This is a genomic window from Kitasatospora sp. NPDC085895 (assembly GCF_040702125.1).
Classification (GTDB): Bacteria; Actinomycetota; Actinomycetes; order Streptomycetales; family Streptomycetaceae; genus Kitasatospora; species Kitasatospora arboriphila.
Map to the genome: position 1 here is coordinate 108,077 of NZ_JBFBJY010000010.1, position 18,189 is coordinate 126,265.

Annotated in this window: 20 protein-coding genes; 9 read left to right on the forward strand and 11 right to left on the reverse strand. The window is 75.5% G+C overall.

The genetic code is table 11. From position 1 onward, the window contains the following. Positions 1-3: 3 nt before the first annotated feature. Both AB0442_RS09190 and AB0442_RS09195 read left to right on the forward strand, forming a co-directional pair. A complete protein-coding gene (locus AB0442_RS09190; protein WP_366161748.1) occupies positions 4-702 on the forward strand; it encodes a futalosine hydrolase in 699 nt (232 codons plus the stop codon). Next, complete coding sequence (locus tag AB0442_RS09195; RefSeq protein WP_366161749.1) at positions 695-1,537, forward strand: 1,4-dihydroxy-6-naphthoate synthase; 843 nt, start codon at positions 695-697, stop codon at positions 1,535-1,537. The genes AB0442_RS09190 and AB0442_RS09195 overlap by 8 nt, the downstream gene beginning before the upstream one ends. 39 nt (positions 1,538-1,576) lie before the next feature. Here AB0442_RS09195 and AB0442_RS09200 read toward each other — a convergent pair whose 3' ends face one another. Continuing rightward, on the reverse strand, positions 1,577-1,960 hold the full coding sequence (locus AB0442_RS09200; protein ID WP_363540821.1) for a cold-shock protein: 384 nt from the start codon (positions 1,958-1,960) through the stop codon (positions 1,577-1,579). Between the two features lie 386 nt (positions 1,961-2,346). Here AB0442_RS09200 and AB0442_RS09205 point away from each other — a divergent pair, with 386 nt between their 5' ends. Continuing rightward, the gene (locus AB0442_RS09205) at positions 2,347-2,949 is read left to right on the forward strand and encodes an HAD hydrolase-like protein (protein ID WP_366161750.1); all 603 of its coding nucleotides are present in this window, start codon (positions 2,347-2,349) and stop codon (positions 2,947-2,949) included. A gap of 122 nt (positions 2,950-3,071) precedes the next feature. Here the strand turns inward: AB0442_RS09205 and AB0442_RS09210 are convergent, their stop codons facing one another. Then, complete coding sequence (locus AB0442_RS09210; RefSeq protein WP_344622531.1) at positions 3,072-3,302, reverse strand: hypothetical protein; 231 nt, start codon at positions 3,300-3,302, stop codon at positions 3,072-3,074. A gap of 157 nt (positions 3,303-3,459) precedes the next feature. Here AB0442_RS09210 and AB0442_RS09215 point away from each other — a divergent pair, with 157 nt between their 5' ends. Beyond that, the gene (locus AB0442_RS09215; RefSeq protein WP_366161753.1) at positions 3,460-4,593 is read left to right on the forward strand and encodes an alpha/beta hydrolase-fold protein; all 1,134 of its coding nucleotides are present in this window, start codon (positions 3,460-3,462) and stop codon (positions 4,591-4,593) included. Positions 4,594-4,658: 65 nt separating this feature from the next. Beyond that, entirely contained in the window at positions 4,659-5,690 is a 1,032-nt protein-coding gene (locus tag AB0442_RS09220) for an iron-siderophore ABC transporter substrate-binding protein (RefSeq protein ID WP_366161754.1), read from the forward strand. Positions 5,691-5,706: 16 nt separating this feature from the next. On the opposite strand, the gene AB0442_RS09225 is transcribed toward AB0442_RS09220, so the two are convergent. Continuing rightward, entirely contained in the window at positions 5,707-6,621 is a 915-nt protein-coding gene (locus tag AB0442_RS09225) for a hypothetical protein (protein WP_366161755.1), read from the reverse strand. A 182-nt stretch (positions 6,622-6,803) separates the two neighbouring features. Between AB0442_RS09225 and AB0442_RS09230 the strand changes: the two genes are divergently transcribed. Then, positions 6,804-9,338 carry a helicase C-terminal domain-containing protein gene (locus AB0442_RS09230; protein ID WP_366161756.1) on the forward strand — a complete coding sequence of 845 codons (2,535 nt, stop codon included), beginning with the start codon at positions 6,804-6,806 and terminating at the stop codon, positions 9,336-9,338. 9 nt (positions 9,339-9,347) lie between these two features. On the opposite strand, the gene AB0442_RS09235 is transcribed toward AB0442_RS09230, so the two are convergent. Continuing rightward, positions 9,348-9,620 (reverse strand): hypothetical protein, encoded by a 273-nt coding sequence (locus tag AB0442_RS09235; RefSeq protein ID WP_030268854.1) that lies wholly within the window; start codon positions 9,618-9,620, stop codon positions 9,348-9,350. Between the two features lie 98 nt (positions 9,621-9,718). On the opposite strand from AB0442_RS09235, the gene AB0442_RS09240 reads away from it, so the two are divergent. After that, on the forward strand, positions 9,719-11,353 hold the full coding sequence (locus AB0442_RS09240; RefSeq protein WP_366161757.1) for a DNA repair helicase XPB: 1,635 nt from the start codon (positions 9,719-9,721) through the stop codon (positions 11,351-11,353). A 100-nt stretch (positions 11,354-11,453) separates the two neighbouring features. On the opposite strand, the gene AB0442_RS09245 is transcribed toward AB0442_RS09240, so the two are convergent. Beyond that, positions 11,454-11,621 (reverse strand): hypothetical protein, encoded by a 168-nt coding sequence (locus AB0442_RS09245; protein ID WP_344622538.1) that lies wholly within the window; start codon positions 11,619-11,621, stop codon positions 11,454-11,456. A 342-nt stretch (positions 11,622-11,963) separates the two neighbouring features. On the opposite strand from AB0442_RS09245, the gene AB0442_RS09250 reads away from it, so the two are divergent. Then, positions 11,964-14,030 carry an AAA family ATPase gene (locus AB0442_RS09250; RefSeq protein ID WP_366161759.1) on the forward strand — a complete coding sequence of 689 codons (2,067 nt, stop codon included), beginning with the start codon at positions 11,964-11,966 and terminating at the stop codon, positions 14,028-14,030. 74 nt (positions 14,031-14,104) lie between these two features. Here the strand turns inward: AB0442_RS09250 and AB0442_RS09255 are convergent, their stop codons facing one another. From AB0442_RS09255 to AB0442_RS09265, 3 genes are read right to left on the reverse strand one after another with little or no spacing between them, the layout of a single operon-like run. Continuing rightward, complete coding sequence (locus AB0442_RS09255) at positions 14,105-14,791, reverse strand: copper homeostasis protein CutC (RefSeq protein WP_363540813.1); 687 nt, start codon at positions 14,789-14,791, stop codon at positions 14,105-14,107. A gap of 54 nt (positions 14,792-14,845) precedes the next feature. Then, the gene (locus AB0442_RS09260; RefSeq protein ID WP_366161761.1) at positions 14,846-15,784 is read right to left on the reverse strand and encodes a hypothetical protein; all 939 of its coding nucleotides are present in this window, start codon (positions 15,782-15,784) and stop codon (positions 14,846-14,848) included. Further along, positions 15,781-16,140 carry a PadR family transcriptional regulator gene (locus tag AB0442_RS09265; RefSeq protein ID WP_366161762.1) on the reverse strand — a complete coding sequence of 120 codons (360 nt, stop codon included), beginning with the start codon at positions 16,138-16,140 and terminating at the stop codon, positions 15,781-15,783. Before AB0442_RS09265 ends, AB0442_RS09260 begins: the two co-directional genes overlap by 4 nt. Positions 16,141-16,216: 76 nt before the next feature. Between AB0442_RS09265 and AB0442_RS09270 the strand changes: the two genes are divergently transcribed. After that, positions 16,217-16,846, forward strand: coding sequence for a hypothetical protein (locus AB0442_RS09270; protein WP_363540810.1), 630 nt, complete (start codon positions 16,217-16,219; stop codon positions 16,844-16,846). On the opposite strand, the gene AB0442_RS09275 is transcribed toward AB0442_RS09270, so the two are convergent. The 3 genes from AB0442_RS09275 to AB0442_RS09285 are packed head-to-tail and all read right to left on the reverse strand — an operon-like array spanning position 16,827 to position 18,044. Continuing rightward, positions 16,827-17,096, reverse strand: coding sequence for a DUF4031 domain-containing protein (locus AB0442_RS09275; RefSeq protein WP_363540809.1), 270 nt, complete (start codon positions 17,094-17,096; stop codon positions 16,827-16,829). The genes AB0442_RS09270 and AB0442_RS09275 overlap by 20 nt on opposite strands. Next, on the reverse strand, positions 17,093-17,452 hold the full coding sequence (locus AB0442_RS09280; RefSeq protein ID WP_366161764.1) for a hypothetical protein: 360 nt from the start codon (positions 17,450-17,452) through the stop codon (positions 17,093-17,095). The genes AB0442_RS09275 and AB0442_RS09280 overlap by 4 nt, the downstream gene beginning before the upstream one ends. A 19-nt stretch (positions 17,453-17,471) precedes the next feature. Beyond that, positions 17,472-18,044, reverse strand: a complete 573-nt coding sequence (locus AB0442_RS09285; protein WP_366161792.1) for a Uma2 family endonuclease — start codon at positions 18,042-18,044, stop codon at positions 17,472-17,474. Between the last annotated feature and the right edge of the window lie 145 nt (positions 18,045-18,189).

Here is an 18,189-nt window from a genome sequence, read left to right on the forward strand (position 1 = left end):
GCGATGAGCCCCAGGTACGACGACGAGCAGTCCGGCCGCCCGGCCGGGCTGCTCGTCGTCGTCGCCGTGCAGGCCGAGGCCGACGCGGTGCTGCGCGGGCTCGCGCGCGCCGGGGCGCCGGGCGTGCCGGTCGAGGTGCTGGCCGGCGGGGTCGGCCCGGCCGCGGCGGCCGCGGCGACGGCGGCGGCCCTGGCCACCGGCCGGTTCCGGCTGGTGGTGTCGGCCGGCATCGCGGGCGGCTTCGCCCCGCACGCGCCGGTCGGCGCGACGGTGGTCGCCTCGGAGATCCTGGCGGCCGACCTCGGCGCCGAGACCCCGGAGGGCTTCCGGGACGTCACCGAGCTGGGCTTCGGCAGCGTGCGGCACCGGCCCGCACCGGGCGCGGTCGCCCTGGCGGCGAAGGTCCTGGACGCGGTGGTCGGCCCGGTGCTCACCGTCTCCACGGTGACCGGCAGCGCAGAGCGGGCCGCCGCGCTGGCGGCCCGTCATCCGGGTGCGGCCGCGGAGGCGATGGAGGGCTTCGGCGTGGCCGAGGCCGCCGCCCGGTCCGGCCTGCCCGTCCTGGAGATCAGGACCGTGTCCAACCCCGTCGGCCCGCGCGACCGCGCCGCCTGGCGGATCGGCGAGGCGCTCGGGGCCCTGGAGCGGGCCTTCGCGGCGCTGCCGTACCCCGAACTGCTCCAGGAGGCCGCTGATGGCTGAGCCGCTGCGGGTCGCGTACTCGCCGTGCCCCAACGACACCTTCGTCTTCCACGCCTGGGCGCACGGCCTGGTGCCCGGCGCCGACGCGCCCGAGGTGCTGTTCGCCGACATCGACGTCACCAACGGCATGGCCGAGCGCGGCGAGCTCGACCTGCTGAAGATCAGCTACGGGCAGCTGCCCTGGGTGCTGGAGGAGTACGCGCTGCTGCCCTGCGGCGGGGCGCTGGGGCGCGGCTGCGGCCCGCTGGTGCTGACCCGGGAGCCGGACGCCGACCTGACGGGCGGCACGGTGGCGGTGCCGAGCGAGCGCTCGACGGCCTACCTGCTGTTCCGGCTCTGGGCCGCGAAGGCCGTGCCCGGCGGCTTCGGGAGGATCGTCGTGATGCCCTTCCACGAGATCATGCCCGCGGTGCGGGACGGCCGGGTGGACGCCGGACTGGTGATCCACGAGGCCCGCTTCACGTACGGGCGGTACGGGCTGCACCGCCTCGCCGACATGGGCGAGGCCTGGGAGCGGGAGACCGGGCTGCCGATCCCGCTCGGCGCGATCGTGGCCCGGCGCTCGCTCGGCGCCGACCGGCTGAAGGAGCTCGCCGACGCCCTGCGCGCCTCGGTGCGGGCCGCTTGGGACGCCCCGGAGGCCTCCCGGGCGTACGTGCTGGAGCACGCGCAGGAGATGGACCCGGCGGTGGCCGACCAGCACATCGGCCTCTACGTCAACGCGTTCACCGAGGACCTCGGCGCGGAGGGGTACGCGGCGGTCGAGACGCTGCTCACCCGGGCCGCCGCGGAGGGGCTGGTGCCCTCGGTCGACCCGGGTGCGCTGCGCTTCTGAGGTCCTGACGCCCTGGTGCGGGCGGTGCGGGCGGTCCGGTCAGACGTCGAACTGGTCCGCGACCGCCCGCAGCAGCACGGCGAGCTTCTGGCCGGCCGGCTTGGCCGGGTAGCGGCCGCGCTGCAGGCCCGGCAGGACGGCGTCCAGCGTGGTGATCAGGTCCTGCACGATCGGTGCCATGTCGTCGGGGCTGCGGCGCTGGGCGGCGGCGACCGACGGCAGGGCGTCGAGCAGCGTGACGCCCATCGCCTGGTCGCCGCGGTGGCCCGCGACGATCCCGAACTCGACGCGCTGGCCCGGCCTCAGCGTGGTGACCCCGGCGGGCAGCGCCTTGGTGTGGACGAAGACGTCGCCCCCGTCGTCGCGCGACAGGAAGCCGAATCCCTTCGTCTCGTTGAACCACTTGACCTGGCCGGTGGGCATCTCGAACTGTCCTCGTTGTGGGTGTGGGCGGGACCGGCGGTGACCGGATCCCGTCGGGTGGACGGCGAGCCGACCACCCTACGCGGGCGGTCGGCGACGCTCAGCGGATTAATGATCCCTCAGCCGCTCACTCCCGAGCGGCACGTCCGGACGGGGGCACGGCCGGGCAGGGACGCGGCGCGGCGCGATCCACAGGCAGACACCCCCCGGAGACGAAGCGGGGTGATCGACCACCCCGTGCGAGGGCTGCATACCCGGCCGGGCCCGCGGTCGAAACTTTGGGTCCCCGGGGAACTGCGGGCAGTGACGGAGAGCACGTGGCGGGGGGTCCGCGCGGCGGCCGGAGGACGGCCGGCACGGCCTGACGCGACACTAGGCTGGCGGGCATGGCTCTCACCGTCGGCTTCGACCTCGACATGACGCTGCTGGACACCCGGCCCGGGATCAAGGCCACCTACGACGCGCTCGCCGCCGAGACCGGCACCTGGATCGACAGCGAGCTGGCGGTCAGCCGGCTCGGGCCGCCGCTGCTGCACGAGCTCGCCAACTGGTTCCCGGCCGAGCGGCTGGACGCGATCGCCGACCGCTACCGCGAGATGTACCGGGAGCACGCCGTGGCCGCGACCCTGGTGCTGCCCGGCGCCCGGGAGGCGGTCGCCGCCGTCCGGGCCCGCGGCGGCCGGGTCGCGGTGATCACCGGCAAGTACGAGCGGAACGCGCGGCTGCACCTGGAGCACTCCGGTCTGGAGGCGGACGTCCTGATCGGCGACCTGTGGGCGGAGACCAAGGGCGACGCGCTGCGCGAGCACGGCGCCGGCATCTACGTGGGCGACCACCTCGGCGACATCGTCGGCGCCCGGGCGGCGGGCGCCGTCGCGGTCGCGGTGGCCACCGGGCCGTACACCGCCGAGGAGCTCCGCGCGGCCGGCGCGGACGCCGTCCTGGACGACCTCACGGCCTTCCCGGCCTGGCTGGCGGACGCCCTGTAGGGACGGCGTCCACGGGGCGCCCGGCCGACGGGTCCGGGGGCGCGGGGAACTGTTCCCACGGGCCCGTGAGGCACCCGTGAGCCCTTTGAGCGCGGGACCCGGCCGCGTCGGCCCCAGCTGCGTCAGTCCCGGGCGCGGCGGCGCTCGGCGCGGGCGGTGGCGAGCAGGCCGGCCAGCGACAGCAGGAAGCCGAGCGGCATCAGCATGCAGATCCAGTAGGCCGCGGTGGGCAGCCTGGTCAGGTCGAAGAACAGCGGGACGAAGGTGACCAGGGTCGCCACCGCGCCGACGGCGAACACGATCGCCCCGGCGCGGACCAGGGCGTCGCCACGGTCGGCGGTCTGCTTGCTCACAGCGGGCTCCTCCCAGCACGGACCCCATCAGTCTCCCAGCACTCCGCCCCCCGCCGTTCGGCGGGGGACGATTCACCCTGCGCGCCGAGTCCTCCCAGGAATCTCCCAGCGATCCTTGACACTGAGACCGGAATCGGGGCTTACGGGGGAGCGGAGAATGGGACTCACCAGCCACAAAGTGCTGGCGCTGTCCGCCCTGGTGGCGGTGGCGGCGATCGCGGGCACGGTCTGGCTCTGGCCACGGCTGGCCGAGCGGACGTGGGCTGCCGTGCTGGGGCGGATCGGCACCATCGTCGGCACGCAGCTGGCGGTGATGTGCACCCTCGGCCTGCTGGCCAACAACTACTTCGCCTTCTACAGCAGCTGGGACGACCTGCTGGGCACCGGCGACCAGGGCCCGGTGACGATCCAGAACCGGCTGGACGGCCGGGCGCACGGGGTGCAGCGGCTGTCCGCGGAGAACGTCCGCGGCACCAACACCGTCGGCCGGGACGCGGCGCAGGTCGGCAAGCTGGAGCGGATCCGCATCCCCGGCGCCTCCACTGGCCTGGCCACCGACGGCTACGTGTACCTGCCGCCGCAGTACTTCCAGCCGGAGTACAAGGACAAGCGCTTCCCCGCCGCGATCGCCATCACCGGCTTCCCCGGCGACGCCAAGAACCTGATCACCAAGCTGAACTACCCCGGCACCGAGCTGCAGCTGATCCGCGAGGGCAGGATGAAGCCGACGGTGCTGGTGCTGATGCGGCCCTCGCCGGCGATGCCGCGGGACACCGAGTGCGAGGACGTGCCGGGCGGTCCGAAGGCGGCGACCTACTTCACCGCCGACGTGCCCGCCGCGATCCGGGCCGCCTACCGGGTGGCCGACGGCCCCGGCAGCTTCGGTGCGATCGGCAACTCCACCGGCGGCTACTGCGCCCTCAAGCTGGCGCTGCGCAGCCCGGACGTGTTCTCCGCCGCGGTCTCCCTCTCCGGGTACTACAAGGCGGCCGAGGACGCCACGACCGGGGACCTCTTCGGCGGCGACGCCCACCGCCGCGAGGACGCCGACCTGACCTGGCGGCTCACCCACCGGCCCCGGCCTGCGGTCTCGCTGCTCGTCGGCGGCAGCCGCGAGGGCGACGGCGACTACTACGCCGGCACCGAGAAGTTCGTCGCCGCCGCCAAGGGCGGGCAGACGAAGGTCTCCTCGATCACCCTGGCCACCGGCGGCCACAACTTCAACACCTGGTCGCGGATGCTCCCGGCCTCGCTGGGCTGGCTGGGCGAACACCTCACCGACCCGCGCTGATCCCGGCCGCGACTGGGTGACGGCTCCTCAGAAGGATCGGGCATTCCGTTCATAATCGGACGCACATGCCCGACCTCCGGGAGGTCCCGATGCCCCACCGGCCGACCCGCCGGGCGGTCCTGACCGCGATCGCCGCGAGCGTCGGCACCGCCGTGGCCGGGTGCACCCGGCCCGCCGTCCGCGGTGCCGCCCCCGCCGCGTCCGGCGCCGAGGGCTCGGCGACCGGCAGCCCCGTCCCGCGGCCCACCCCGAGCACCACGGTGACCACCGCGACCGGGCCGGTCACCGTACCGGGCGGCCCGATCCGCGTGGTGGTGCTCGGCACCCCCGAGCTGGACTCGGCGATGACCCTCGGCATCACCCCGGTCGGCGCCACCCGCTCAGCGCTCGACCAGGGCCTGCCGGACTACTGGCCGGCCTCCCGCCTCGGCGGCATCGCCTACGTCGGCGACACCGGCAGCCCCGACCCGGAGCGGATCCGCGCGGTCGAGCCGCAGGTCGTCCTCGGCAGCCAGGCCCGGGACGGCGCCCGGCTGGCCGAGCTGCAGCGGATCGCCCCGACCGTGTTCAGCCGCGCGCCCGGCCCGCCCTGGAAGGACAACTTCCAGCTGCACGCCCAGACGCTGGGCCGCCAGGAGCAGGCCGCCGCCGTCACCGCCGAGTACCGCCGGCACACCGAGCGCGCCACCAAGGCGATCCGGGACGCCGGGTCGGGCGGCCGCCGGATCAGCGTGCTGCGCTTCGTCGAGGGCCCGCCGCCGGGCATCCGCACCTGCGGGCGGCAGAGCTGGCTCGGCAGCGTCCTCGCCGACGTCGGCCTCGGGCGCCCCGACGCGCAGAACACCGACCAGGACGAGATCGACCTACCGCTCGACCAGCTCGCCCGCGCCGACGCCGACTTCCTCTTCTACGCCACCTACGGCGACCGGGACCGGGCCGGGACGGCGGCGGTGCTGCGCAGCCCGGCCTGGCTCGCGCTGGGCGCCGTCCGGGCGCACCGGGCCTTCCCGGTGGAGGACGGGCTGTGGTTCCAGGGCGTCGGCTACACCGGGGCCAACCTGGTGCTCGGCGAGCTGCAGCGCTTCCTCGGCGGCTGAGCGCCGCGGCGGCCGGTCAGCCGGCCGCCTTGCGGCGGCGCAGCGTCACCACGAGGAGGGCGGCCGCGGTGATCACGGCGGCGGCCCGGAGCACGTCGGGGGCGGCCGTCCAGACCGCGTGGTTCATCGCCGCGCCCTCGGCGAGCGGCTGCCCCCAGCGGCCCTTGGTACGGCCCCAGTACCAGACCGCGGAGCCGAACATGGTGGCCAGCGGGATGCCGAGCACCACGGTCTTGCGGACGAGGTCGGAGAACTGCCGGGAGAGGTAGGCGGCGCCCCAGCCGAGCAGCATCGCCAGCAGCTGCCCGGTCGCGGCGCCGGCCAGCAGGGCGGCCGCGGCGAACAGCAGCAGCGGGGAGGGGCGGCGGCCGGCGAGCAGGCCGTCCTTCCCGGCCGGGTCCGCCTTCGGGGCGGCGCCGGCGGCGGGGTCCGTGCCTCCGCCTCCCCCGGCGTCCCCGGCGTCCTTGCGGCCGCGGCCCTTGCGGAGCTTGACCCGGGCCGGGGCGGCGGGCGCCTCCGGTGCCGGGGCGGCGGCCGCCGCCGCGGCCTCGGCCTCGGCGCGCGGGGCGGGGAGGTCGGCCGTCCGATGGCCGAGCAGGTCGACGCCGTCCGGGTACTGCACCACCTCCCAGCCGGGGAGGTTGAGCCCGCCGCCGGGGCCGCCGGGCAGCAGGCCGTCCGCGGGGCCGGCCGGTGCGGCCCGCGGCGGCTCCGCGGCGGGCGTGCCGTCGGCGGCGTAGACGCTCTGCTCGTCGGCCGGGCCGGCGGTCGCGGCCGGGGTGTCGTCGGCGGCCGGACGCGGCGGGCCGATCACCCGCCACGGCTGCTCGGACCGCCACCATTCGCCGCCGGCCCGGCGGCCGCCCCCGCCGCCCCGTCCGGCGCCGTCCGCCGTTCCGCCCGTCCCGCCGTCCGCCCCGACGTCCGCCATGTCCCGCACCCCACTCGCTCACCGGCCCGCCCACCGCTGACGGTACCGACTGGCGGGCCGCGCGGGCGAGAGGCGCCGCCGTCGCCGGACACCGGCCGGCCGCCGTCATGCTCCGGCCCTCCCCGGACCGGGCGCCGTTCGGCACTGGGCCCGGGTGAGGAGGGCGGACTAGTCTGGGTCGGATGACCACCCAGCAGAGCGGACCGTCCCGCGCCCGGGCCGCCGCCGCACCCCGCACGCTCGCCGAGGAGCTCCGCGCCAGCAGCGACGAGGCCCTCTCCGGGCTGCTGCGCGCACGGCCCGACCTGCTGAACCCGGTGCCCGGGGACCTGACCCAGCTCTCCGCGCGGCTCTCCAGCCGGGCCTCGGCGCTGCGCGCGCTGGAACGCCTCGACCGGTTCACCCTGCAGGTCGCCGAGGCGCTCGCCGCCGCACCGGACGCCACCGGCGACACCGTCGTCCGCAACCTGCTGGCCGGCCCGGCCCGGGTGAAGCCGCACCCCGGCGCCGAGCCGGTGGACCGCGCCGCCGTCACCGCCGCCCTGCCCGGAGCACTGGAGACGCTCCGGGCCCGGGCACTGCTGTGGGGGCCCGACTCGGCGCTGCGCCTGGTGCTGGCCGTCCGGGAGGCCCTGGCACCGAGCGCGGCCAACCCGGGCCGGACGGGGCTCGGCCCGACGGTGTCGGAGGCCACCGTCGGCATGTCGCCGGCCCGGCTGCAGGAGCTGCTGGCCGGAGCCGGGCTGCCGGCCACGCCCGACCCGGTGACCGCGGTGGCCGCCCTGGCCGGGCTGTTCGCCGACCGCAAGCGCTGCGCGGCGCTGCTGGAGCAGGCGCCGCCGCCCGCGCTCGCCCTGCTGGACCGGCTGGTCTGGGGCCCGCCGACCGGCACCCTGCCGGACGCGGCCCGCCCGGTCACCGCCGAACAGGCGCACACCCCGCTGGAGTGGCTGCTCGCCCGCGGCATGCTGCTGCCCTCCGGCCCCGGCTCGGTAGTGCTGCCCCGCGAGCTCGCCCTGCACCTGCGCGGCGGGCGCAGCCACCGCGCGGTGGAGTCGGCGCCGCCGGTCGTGGAGTCCGCCGCCGACCGGGACCCGGCCACGGTGGAGGCGACCGCGGCCGGGCAGGCGTACACCGCGGTGCGGACCGTCGAGGAGCTGCTGGAGGGCTGGGGGCTGCAGCCGCCGCCCACCCTGCGGGCCGGCGGGCTCGGTGTCCGCGACCTCAAGCGGACCGCGATCGCCCTGGACTGCTCGGAGCAGGTCGCCGCGTTCTGGCTGGAACTCGCCTACGGCGCCGGACTGCTCGCCCCCGACGGCGAGGCGGACGAGCACTGGGCGCCCACCCCGGCGTACGACGGCTGGCTGCAGGACTCGGTCGCCGAGCGGTGGGAGGTGCTCGTCCGGGGCTGGACGGCCGCCACCCGGGTGGCCGGGCTGACCGGCAGCCCGGACGCCAAGGGCAGGCCGCGGGCGGCCCTCGGCCCGGAGCTCGACCGCACCCTGGCGCCGTCCGTCCGCCGGGCCGTGCTGGAGCTGCTGGCCGAACTGCCGCCGGGCGGCACGGCCGGGGCCGAGCGGCTGCTGCCGGCGCTGCGCTGGCAGCGCCCGCTGCGCGGCGGCGCCACCGGGCCGGACGGCCGCGACCTGCGCGAGCACCTCACCGACTGGACGCTGCAGGAGGCCGAGCTGCTCGGCATCACCGGCCGCGGCGCGCTGTGCGCGGCCGCCCGGGCGCTGCTGGCGGACGGCGACCCGGCGGCCGTGCTGGACCCGCTGCTGCCGAAGCCGCTGGACCACGTGATCCTGCAGCCCGATCTGACGGCGATCGCGCCCGGGCCGCTGCTCACCCCGCTCTCCCAGGCGCTGGCGCTCTGCGCGGACATCGAGTCCAAGGGCGGGGCGACGGTGTACCGGTTCACCTCGGAGTCCGTGCGACGGGCGCTGGACGCCGGCCGGACGGCGTCCGACCTGCACGCCTTCCTCGCGCAGCACTCGCGGACCCCGGTGCCGCAGCCGCTCGACTACCTGATCGACGACGTGGCCCGGCGGCACGGCGTGCTGCGGGTCGGGGCGGCCTCCTCGTACCTGCGCTGCGACGACCCCCAGCTGCTGAACGAGGTGCTGGCGGACCGCCGCGCCGCGGAGCTGCGGCTGCGGCTGCTGGCGCCGACGGTGCTGGCCGCGCAGGCGCCGCCGGACACGCTGCTCGCGGTGCTCCGGGGGATGGGCTACGCGCCGGCCGCGGAATCGGCCGAGGGCGATGTGCTGATCTCCCGTCCGGACAGCCGGCGGACCCCGCCGCGCAGTGCGCCCGTGCCGGTTCCGGACGGGCCGCCGCGCCCCGACGACGCGCTGCTCGGCGCGGCGGTGAAGGCGATCAGGGCCGGCGACCGGGCGGCCACCGCCGTCCGCCGGGAGACGGTGGCCGGACCGGCCGCGCTCCTGCCGCAGTCCGGTCCGGCCCGCACCGACCTGCGGCAGCTGCCGCGCACCGCGGCCGCCGACACGCTGGCCGCGCTGCAGACCGCGGTGCTGCTCGGCGAGCGGATGTGGATCGGCTACATCAACGCCGAGGGCATCGCCTCCCAGCGGGTGGTCGACCCGGTGAAGGTGGAGGGCGGCTTCGTCACCGCGTACGACCACCACGCGGACGAGGTGCGGACCTTCGCCCTGCACCGGATCACCGGGGTGGCCGAGGTCGACGACCAGGCCTGACGGCCCGGGTCAGTGGCCCTGGGCGGCCTTGGCGTCCTGCTCGGCCTTCTGCTGCTTGGCCTGCTCCACGAAGGACTGCGGGTCGGGGATCTTGGGCTGCACCCCGGTCAGCAGTCCGGTCGCGGTGAACGCGGTGGCGCCCAGCAGGCCGCCGGGCTGGCCCATGTCGGCGACCTGGTCGAGGCCGGGCTCGGCGGCCTGCGCGGGGCTCGCGCCGAGGACGGTGGCGAAGGCCGCGCCGGAGAGGGCGAGGCCGGCGAGGAGGCGGTTCGGCTTGTTCATGCCCTGACCAACGAGGCTGCGACCGCCCGGTCACCCGGCACCGCCCGGGTGCGGGACACTGGAAAGTCTGCGACACGACCACACGGAGGGTTGCCCGCGTGAACGACGGACCGCTCATCGTCCAGAGCGACAAGACGCTTCTGCTGGAGATCGACCACCCGAGGGCGGCGGACTGCCGGCGCGTCATCGCCCCGTTCGCCGAGCTGGAGCGCGCCCCGGAGCACGTGCACACCTACCGGGTGACCCCGCTCGGCCTGTGGAACGCCCGGGCGGCCGGTCACGACGCCGAGCAGGTGGTGGACGCGCTGGTCAGCCACTCCCGCTACCCGGTGCCGCACGCCCTGCTGGTGGACATCGCCGACACCATGGCCCGCTACGGCCGGCTGCAGCTGCAGAAGCACCCGGTGCACGGCCTCGTCCTGTCCACCACCGACCGGCCGGTGCTGGAGGAGGTGCTCCGCTCCAAGAAGATCGCCCCGCTGGTCGGCGCCCGGCTCGACCCGGACACCGTGGTCGTGCACCCCTCGGAGCGCGGCCAGATCAAGCAGGTGCTGCTGAAGCTCGGCTGGCCCGCCGAGGACCACGCCGGCTACGTGGACGGCGAGGCCCACCCGATCCACCTGGAGGAGGACGGCTGGCAGCTGCGCCCGTACCAGAAGCAGGCGGTCGAGGGCTTCTGGCACGGCGGCAGCGGCGTGGTGGTGCTGCCCTGCGGCGCGGGCAAGACGCTGGTCGGCGCGGCGGCGATGGCGGAGGCCAAGTCGACCACGCTGATCCTGGTGACCAACACCGTCTCGGCCCGGCAGTGGAAGCACGAGCTGGTGAAGCGCACCTCGCTGACCGAGGACGAGATCGGCGAGTACAGCGGCACCCGCAAGGAGATCCGGCCGGTCACCATCGCCACGTACCAGGTGATGACCACCCGCCGGAAGGGCGTCTACCCGCACCTGGAGCTGTTCGACGCCCGCAACTGGGGCCTGGTGGTGTACGACGAGGTGCACCTGCTGCCGGCCCCGGTGTTCAAGTTCACCGCGGACCTGCAGGCCCGCCGCCGCCTCGGCCTGACGGCGACGCTGGTGCGCGAGGACGGCCGCGAGGGCGACGTGTTCTCGCTGATCGGCCCCAAGCGCTTCGACGCGCCGTGGAAGGAGATCGAGGCGCAGGGCTACATCGCGCCCGCGGACTGCGTCGAGGTGCGGGTGACGCTCTCCGACTCGGAGCGGCTGACGTACGCGACCGCCGAGCCGGAGGAGCGGTACCGGTTCTGCTCGACCACGGCGACCAAGCGGCGGGTGGTGGAGTCGCTGGTCCGCAAGCACGAGAAGGACCAGACGCTGATCATCGGTCAGTACATCGACCAGCTGGACGAGTTGGGCGAGGTGCTCGGCGCGCCGGTGATCAAGGGCGAGACGACCAACGCGCAGCGCGAGAAGCTGTTCGAAGCGTTCCGGAACAAGGAGATCTCCGTGCTGGTGGTCTCCAAGGTGGCGAACTTCTCGATCGACCTGCCGGAGGCCACCGTGGCCATCCAGGTGTCGGGGACGTTCGGCTCCCGCCAGGAGGAGGCGCAGCGGCTCGGCCGGGTGCTGCGGCCCAAGGCGGACGGGCACATGGCGCACTTCTACTCGGTCGTCGCCCGGGACACCGTGGACCAGGACTTCGCGGCGCACCGGCAGCGCTTCCTGGCCGAACAGGGCTACGCGTACCGGATCGTCGACGCGGACGACGTCTGAGGCGTACGGGCCCGGCCGGCGGCCGGGCTCGGGCCCGCGGTCCCGGCCGGGGTCGGGCTCGGGGGCTGGCTCAGGGTCGGGCTCGGGGTCGGGCGCGCGGTCAGTAGGAGACGCCGTCGCGGCCGAGGAAGACCACCCGGGCGGCGGTGTCGAGCATGATGCCGACGTTGCGGACGGCCTTCGCCACCGGGCCGCGGTGGCGGTGGTCGTCCTGGTCGGGGCGGTCGGCGGAGCGGCGGTCTGCTGCGTGCTGTGTTCTGTTCCTCATGCTTCCACCGTAGGTTTTCGGCCATTCGGGCGCATCGGCCCGAAGTCCGTTTCCGCGGGCCTTGGACGTCGTCCTCCAGGCGTAGGGCGACCCCGAGGATCGACGGTGGCAACCCTGAGACCGGCCTTGGGCCGGAAGTGTGCGAAATGTTTGGTGCGGCCGCCGGGAGCGGTCTATGATCGCCGGTCTGCCCCCTCCCGAACCGTGGTGCCCCGTCGTGCGGCAGCCGGGGGAGGTCCGGCCGGTCGGCAACCGGCCGGTGTTCCTCTGCCGTGAGCTACCACCATGAGTCCGCTGCCCCCGCGCCTGCGTGCGCGGGCGGGGCAGCCGGGAAGGTTCGCCGTGCACTCCCCCACCACCGACGCCGCTGCCGCCGGCACCGATCCGCTGCAGCGCGAGCGGGACCACCTGGCCTCCTCGCGCGCCGCCCTGCGCGCCATGCGCGAGGACGTCGAGTCGCTGGACCTCCGCGACGTGACCGGCACCTGGGTGTCGGCCGCCGTGCTGCACAACCAGATCCAGCAGCGGATCGCCGCACTCGCCGACCTGGCGCACACCCCGCTGTTCTTCGGCCGCCTCGACTACCTGCACGCGATCAGCGAGGAACTCGCGGAGGGCGGCACCGGCGAGCGGTTCTACATCGGCCGCCGGCACGTGCACGACGCCGACGGCGACCCGATGGTGATCGACTGGCGGGCGCCGGTCTCGCAGCCGTTCTACCGCGCCAGCCGCAAGGACCCGATGGACGTCGAGCGGCGCCGCCGGTTCGGCTACACGGCGGGCGAACTGACGGCGTACGAGGACGAGCACCTCACCGACCCGGCCGAGGGCGACACCCGCTCGGCGCTGCTCGCGGCGGAGATCGAGAAGCCGCGCGTCGGCCCGATGCGCGACATCGTCGCCACCATCCAGCCGGAGCAGGACGAGATCGTCCGGGCCGACGTCTCGGGCACGGTCTGCGTCCAGGGCGCCCCGGGCACCGGCAAGACCGCCGTCGGCCTGCACCGTGTCGCCTACCTGCTGTACGCGCACCGGGAGCGCCTCGCCCGCACCGGCACGCTGGTGATCGGCCCGAACAACTCCTTCCTGCAGTACATCGAGCAGGTGCTGCCCGCGCTCGGCGAGCTGGACGTCGCCCAGGCGACCGTGCAGCAGCTGGTCGGGCACGTGGAGGTGCGCGGCGAGGACTCCGCCGCGGCCGCCCTGGTGAAGGGCGACGCGCGGATGGCGGAGGTGCTGAAGCGGGCGGTCCGCTCGGGCATCACGCTGCCGACCGAGCCGTGCGTGGTCGTCCGCGGCGCCCGGCGCTGGCGCGTCCCGGCGTACGAACTCACCGGGATCATCGAGGAGTTGCAGGGCCGGGAGATCCGCTACGGGGCCGCCGCCGAGGCGCTGCCGCAGCGGATCGCGCACGCCGTCCTGGTGAAGATGGAGCAGTCCGGGGAGGCGCCGGACGACCGGGTGCAGGACGCGGTGGCCCGCAACACCGCGGTCAAGGCCGTGGTGAAGGCCTGCTGGCCGCCGGCCGACCCGGTGAAGCTGGTGCACCGGCTGCTCTCGGACGCCGACTTCCTCGCCCGCTGCGCGGACGGCCTGCTGACCGAGGAGGAGCAGCGGACGATCCTCTGGGAGAAGCCCGCCCGTTCGCCGAGGACCGCCCGCTGGTCGGCGGCCGACGCGGTGCTCGTGGACGAGGCCACCGACCTGGTGCAGCGCACCCCCTCGCTCGGCCACGTGGTGCTCGACGAGGCGCAGGACCTCTCGCCGATGCAGTACCGCGCGGTGGGCCGGCGCTGCTCGACCGGTTCGGCGACCGTCCTCGGCGACCTCGCCCAGGGCACCACCCCGTGGGCGACCGCCGACTGGCCGGAGGCGCTGCGCCACCTCGGCAAGTCGGACGCGCACATCGAGGAGCTCACCCAGGGCTTCCGGGTGCCGGAGGAGGTCATCGCGTACGCCTCGCGGCTGCTGCCCGCCATCGCGCCGGGGCTGGCGCCGGCGTCCTCGGTCCGCGAGGCGCCCGGGTCGCTGACGGTCCGTCGGGTGACCGGCGACCACGTCACGGAGGTGGTGGCGGCCTGCCGGGCCGCGCTCGGACACGAGGGCTCGACCGGCCTGATCGCCGCGGACGCCCGGATCCCGCTGTTCGCCGAGGCGCTGGCCGAGGCCGGCCTGCCGTTCGTCGAGCCGGGTGTGGAGACCACCGCGGAGGCCCGGCTGACCCTGGTGCCGGCCTCGCTGGCCAAGGGTCTGGAGTACGACTACGTGGTGCTCGACGAGCCCGCCGAGGTGGTGGCCGGCGAGCCCGACGAGCGGACGGGGCTGCGCCGGCTGTACGTGGCGCTCACCCGGGCGGTCTCCGGACTGCAGGTGCTGCACTCGGCACCGCTGCCGGACCGGCTGGTCTGACCGCGCGGGCGCCGGACGCCCGGCACTGGGCATCGGGCGTCGGGCGTCAGGCGTCAGGCGTCAGGCGTCAGGCGTCAGGCGTCGGCCAGGGTGCGCCAGGCGGCCACCTTGGCCGGGTCGACCGGGGTCGTCCAGCCGTCCACCCGGGCGGCGCCGCCGATGTGGAAGGCGTCGAATCCGGCCGCCTTGAGGCCCGGCACGTGGTCGGCCCGCAGGCCGCCGCCGACCAGGATCCGCTGGGTGTAGCCGGGCTCGCCGTCCTTGGCGAGCTCGCCCTCCAGGACGCCCTGGCCGGCGTCGACACCGGCCGGGGCGCCCGAGGTGAGGAAGGTGTCCAGGCCCGGCAGTGCGGAGACCGCGGCCCGTACGCCCGCCCGGTCGGCGCTGTGGTCGAGTGCGCGGTGGAAGGTCCACGGGCAGCCGGCCACGGCCTCGGCGACGGCCGCGGTGGCGGCCAGGTCGACCTCGCCCTGCGGGTCGAGGAAGCCGAAGACGAACTCCTCGGCCCCCTCGGCGCGCAGCGCTGACGTCCGGGCGAGCAGGTCGTCCAGGTCACCGGGGGTGAAGCCGTCGCGGATGCGCAGCATCACGCGCAGCGGCAGGGAGACCGCCGCCCGGATCCCGGCGAAGTCGGCCACCGACGGGGTGAGCCCGTCCGCGGCCATGTCGGTGACCAGCTCGAGCCGGTCTGCGCCGCCGGACTCGGCGGCCCGGGCGTCCTGGGCGGTCAGCGCGATGACTTCGACAATTGGTCTAGACATATGCGTACCCTGCCACATGGGGGGCCCGCCGGGCGAGCCCCCCTCCCCGTTCGCTCAGCCGACGGCCGGCGGCAGCTCCGCGGAACGGCCTCGGCGGACCAGCAGGGCGACGGACGCGGCCACGCCCGCGGCGGCGGCGAGCACCAGCTCCGACGAGCGCAGATTGCCGAACACCACGTACAGCTGCCCGAGGGTCTCGCCCGCCATCGCGGGCACCAGCGCCAGGACGACGGCGACCGGCAGGACGCGGCCGCGGTAGGCGGCCGCCAGGCCGAGCGCGATCAGCGCCGCGGAGAGCAGCGGCGGCAGCAGGAACGCCTCCGGTCCGCTGTGCAGGAGCGGGCTGAACTCGGAGTACAGCTCCAGAGAGGCGGCGGCGAGGACCGCGGCACCGAGCATGCGGCGCACGGACGGCCGGGGCAGCAGGTCGGGCGGCGCGGCCAGCAGCAGGGCGGACCAGATCAGCGGCGGCAGCAGGGTCGCCCCCAGCCACACGACCGTGGCGGCGTCGAACCGGGGGTAGGCCGGGCTCAGCACGTGGCCGATCCGCAGGTACGCCAGCCCGGCGACGCCGAGGACCACCGGCAGCACCAGGAGCCGGGCGGCGGCCCACCGGCCGGCGAGGCCCGCGGCGGCGGCCGCGAGCTGGCCGACGGCGACGAGCAGGAACAGCCACCTGTCGTCGCCGGGCACGGGCGCCCCCCACCTGTTCTCCAGCACCAGCATCAGGAAGTCGGGGACGGCCGTCCCGATCCCCGCCGCGAGGACCAGCGGTGCGGCGGTGGCCAGTAAACGCCCGCCGGGCGCGGCCGAGGTGAGCCCCGTCCGCAGCCGCAGTCCGTACCCGGCTATGCCGGCCAGTTCGCGGGCGGCGGCGAGGCGCCCGGCGCCGGCCGTGGTGTCCGCGTAGACGGCGGCGAGTTCGGGGCCGCGCTCCGTGCGGTAGGCGGCGGGATACAGCCGCATCGCGGCGGTGAACGGACGTGTCGTCACGCGAAGGCCCCCCTGACCCTCGGGTTCGGCTTCGGACCGGCGGCGGCCATCCGGCGCTCCGCCTCGGCCGCCACGGCGCGCAGCCGCGCGGCCTCGGCGGCCAGCACCTGTCGGCCGGCACCGGTGAGCGCGTAGCTGCGGCGGGCCCGGCCGTCCACCACCTCCTCGCGGTCGACCTCGATCAGCCCCTGCTGGAGCAGCCGGTCGAGGGCGCCGTAGAGGGTGCCGGTGCGCATCCGGACCCGGCCGCCGGAGATGGCGTCGATCTCCTGGATCAGGGCGTAGCCGTGCCGCGGCGCGTCCGCCAGCGCGGTGAGCAGGAGCAACGTGGGCTCCTGCATGCTTCGTTCCGTCATGTCGACTACATATACCGGTCACCGACATATGGTGTCCGGCGGACCGTCGAATCCGGTCCGGAGCAGAATGGACGTCATGACCGATGCGCTGCTCGACCGTTGGAACGAACTGCTGCGCCGCTGCGGGGCGGCGGTGGACCCGGAGCCGTACGGGCGGGACCTGCTGACCCGCTGGTCGGAGCCGCAGCGCAAGTACCACACGGTGGAGCACCTGGCCGCCGTCCTCGGCCACGTGGACACGCTGGCCGAGCGGGCGCAGGACGCCGACGCGGTGCGGCTGGCCGCCTGGTTCCACGACGCGGTCTACCGCCCGGACCGCTCGGAGAACGAGGAGCGCAGCGCCCGACTGGCCGTCCGGGCACTGCGCGAGGCCGGGCTGGCCGAGGACCTGGTCGCCGAGACGGCCCGGCTGGTGCGGCTGACGGCGGGTCACGGCTGTGAGCCGGGCGACCGGAACGGCGAGGTGCTCTGCGACGCCGACCTCGCGGTCCTCGGCTCCGGCCCGGAGCGGTACGCGGCCTACACGGCGGCGGTGCGCGAGGAGTACGCCTTCGTCCCCGAGGAGGCCTTCCGGGCCGGGCGGGCGGCGATCCTGCGGCAGCTGCTGGAGCTGCCCGCGCTCTACCGCACGCCCGAGGCGCTGGCCCGGTTCGACGCCGCCGCCCGGGCCAACCTCGCGGCGGAGCTCAGGAGCCTGGAGAGCTGACCTTGCGGCGGCGCAGGCCGGCCGCGGTGAGCCGGGCGACCAGCTCCTTGCTGCCGACCGGCTCGGCGCCGAGCGCGACGGCCTGCTCGTACCGGTCGGCCGGGATGTCGTAGTGGTCGCGCTCGAACCCGCGCGCGGGCACGCCGAGGCGCGCGGCGAAGTCGTGCAGTTCTTCGAGGCTGACGTCGCTCACCAGGTGCGACCAGTACCTGCCGTGGCCGGGCCAGGTCGGCGGGTCCACCAGGATCACGAGAGCTCCCCGACCGCAGCCACCACCACGCCGCGCTTGCCGCACACCCAGCGCGGGTCGGGGCCGAGTTCCGGCTCCACGCTCAGTGCGTGCGGGTCGTCGTCCTCGGCGGCGCAGGCCGCGCACAGCGGCCAGCGCCCGTACGCCTCCAGCAGGGCGTCCTGGACGTCCTGGGCGACCAGCCCGAGGACGAACCCGGTGCCGTCGGGCCACTGCTCCAGCCACCACCGCCGGTGCGTCACCGCCTCCTCCACCAGGGACACCACCGCCGCGTCCGCCACGTCCCGGGCGGTCAGGTCGGCGAGGATCAGCGCACGGGCGCCGTGCAGGGCGGCTTCGATCTCAGGACTGGCCATCCGCCCATTCTCCCGCAGCTCACTTGTCGGCCGGGAAGCCCTCCGTCGCCAACGCGATCGCGAACGGTTCGGGCAGCTCGACCGGCTGCCCGAACGGCGTGCGGACACCCCGCTGGTACCGCCCCTGGTCCGGCTCGGAGAACAGGGTGACCGTCGGCCCCTCCTCGTCGAACCGGTCGACCAGCAGGAAGAGCGGGACGGGGGCGTGGCCGTACGCCCAGAGCTTCTTCGTGCGGTCCAGCCGGGCGGTGCGCTTCGAGGTGATCTCCACCGCCATCAGCAGGCCGGCCGCGTCGATCGACGCCTCCTGCGCCACCAGGCGTGTCTTGTCCACCACCACCAGATCGGGCACGTACAGCTTCTCCAGCGGAACGATCTCCGTCCCCAGGGTCTGGTAGACGCCCACCTCGCGCGGCAGGCATTCGAGCAGCGCCCGGTGAACCTCACCGGCAATCACGTTGTGGCCCACGTTGGGCGGCGGCACCAAGCGGATCTCCCCCTCGTCGATCTCCGCGCGCCAGCCCTCGGGGACGTCCAGCTCCAGCCAGGTGTTCAGCAGGTAGTCCCACTGACGCCCCGGCTCGACCGACATCGAAGTCACCGCCGACCTCCTGTCTCCCGTTCGACGCTCGTGGTCGTCACCGTACGGATCGTCCGAGGTGCCCCATCCGGTCATGGGCCCAGCGTCCCACGGAGGAGTGAGTGGCGGGGGGAATGCCGCGAGGGCGGCCTCCCGT

What these genes read in the sequence shown, in the direction of transcription:
- AB0442_RS09255 (WP_363540813.1), bottom strand. Translation starts at nt 14,791, where the DNA reads ATGTCTAGACCAATTGTCGAAGTCATCGCGCTGACCGCCCAGGACGCC.
- AB0442_RS09190 (WP_366161748.1), top strand. Translation starts at nt 4, where the DNA reads ATGAGCCCCAGGTACGACGACGAGCAGTCCGGCCGCCCGGCCGGGCTG.
- AB0442_RS09245 (WP_344622538.1), bottom strand. Translation starts at nt 11,621, where the DNA reads ATGAGGAACAGAACACAGCACGCAGCAGACCGCCGCTCCGCCGACCGC.
- AB0442_RS09270 (WP_363540810.1), top strand. Translation starts at nt 16,217, where the DNA reads ATGACCGATGCGCTGCTCGACCGTTGGAACGAACTGCTGCGCCGCTGC.
- AB0442_RS09220 (WP_366161754.1), top strand. Translation starts at nt 4,659, where the DNA reads ATGCCCGACCTCCGGGAGGTCCCGATGCCCCACCGGCCGACCCGCCGG.
- AB0442_RS09205 (WP_366161750.1), top strand. Translation starts at nt 2,347, where the DNA reads ATGGCTCTCACCGTCGGCTTCGACCTCGACATGACGCTGCTGGACACC.
- AB0442_RS09265 (WP_366161762.1), bottom strand. Translation starts at nt 16,140, where the DNA reads ATGACGGAACGAAGCATGCAGGAGCCCACGTTGCTCCTGCTCACCGCG.
- AB0442_RS09280 (WP_366161764.1), bottom strand. Translation starts at nt 17,452, where the DNA reads ATGGCCAGTCCTGAGATCGAAGCCGCCCTGCACGGCGCCCGTGCGCTG.
- AB0442_RS09215 (WP_366161753.1), top strand. Translation starts at nt 3,460, where the DNA reads ATGGGACTCACCAGCCACAAAGTGCTGGCGCTGTCCGCCCTGGTGGCG.
- AB0442_RS09225 (WP_366161755.1), bottom strand. Translation starts at nt 6,621, where the DNA reads ATGGCGGACGTCGGGGCGGACGGCGGGACGGGCGGAACGGCGGACGGC.
- AB0442_RS09195 (WP_366161749.1), top strand. Translation starts at nt 695, where the DNA reads ATGGCTGAGCCGCTGCGGGTCGCGTACTCGCCGTGCCCCAACGACACC.
- AB0442_RS09285 (WP_366161792.1), bottom strand. Translation starts at nt 18,044, where the DNA reads ATGTCGGTCGAGCCGGGGCGTCAGTGGGACTACCTGCTGAACACCTGG.
- AB0442_RS09235 (WP_030268854.1), bottom strand. Translation starts at nt 9,620, where the DNA reads ATGAACAAGCCGAACCGCCTCCTCGCCGGCCTCGCCCTCTCCGGCGCG.
- AB0442_RS09200 (WP_363540821.1), bottom strand. Translation starts at nt 1,960, where the DNA reads ATGCCCACCGGCCAGGTCAAGTGGTTCAACGAGACGAAGGGATTCGGC.
- AB0442_RS09230 (WP_366161756.1), top strand. Translation starts at nt 6,804, where the DNA reads ATGACCACCCAGCAGAGCGGACCGTCCCGCGCCCGGGCCGCCGCCGCA.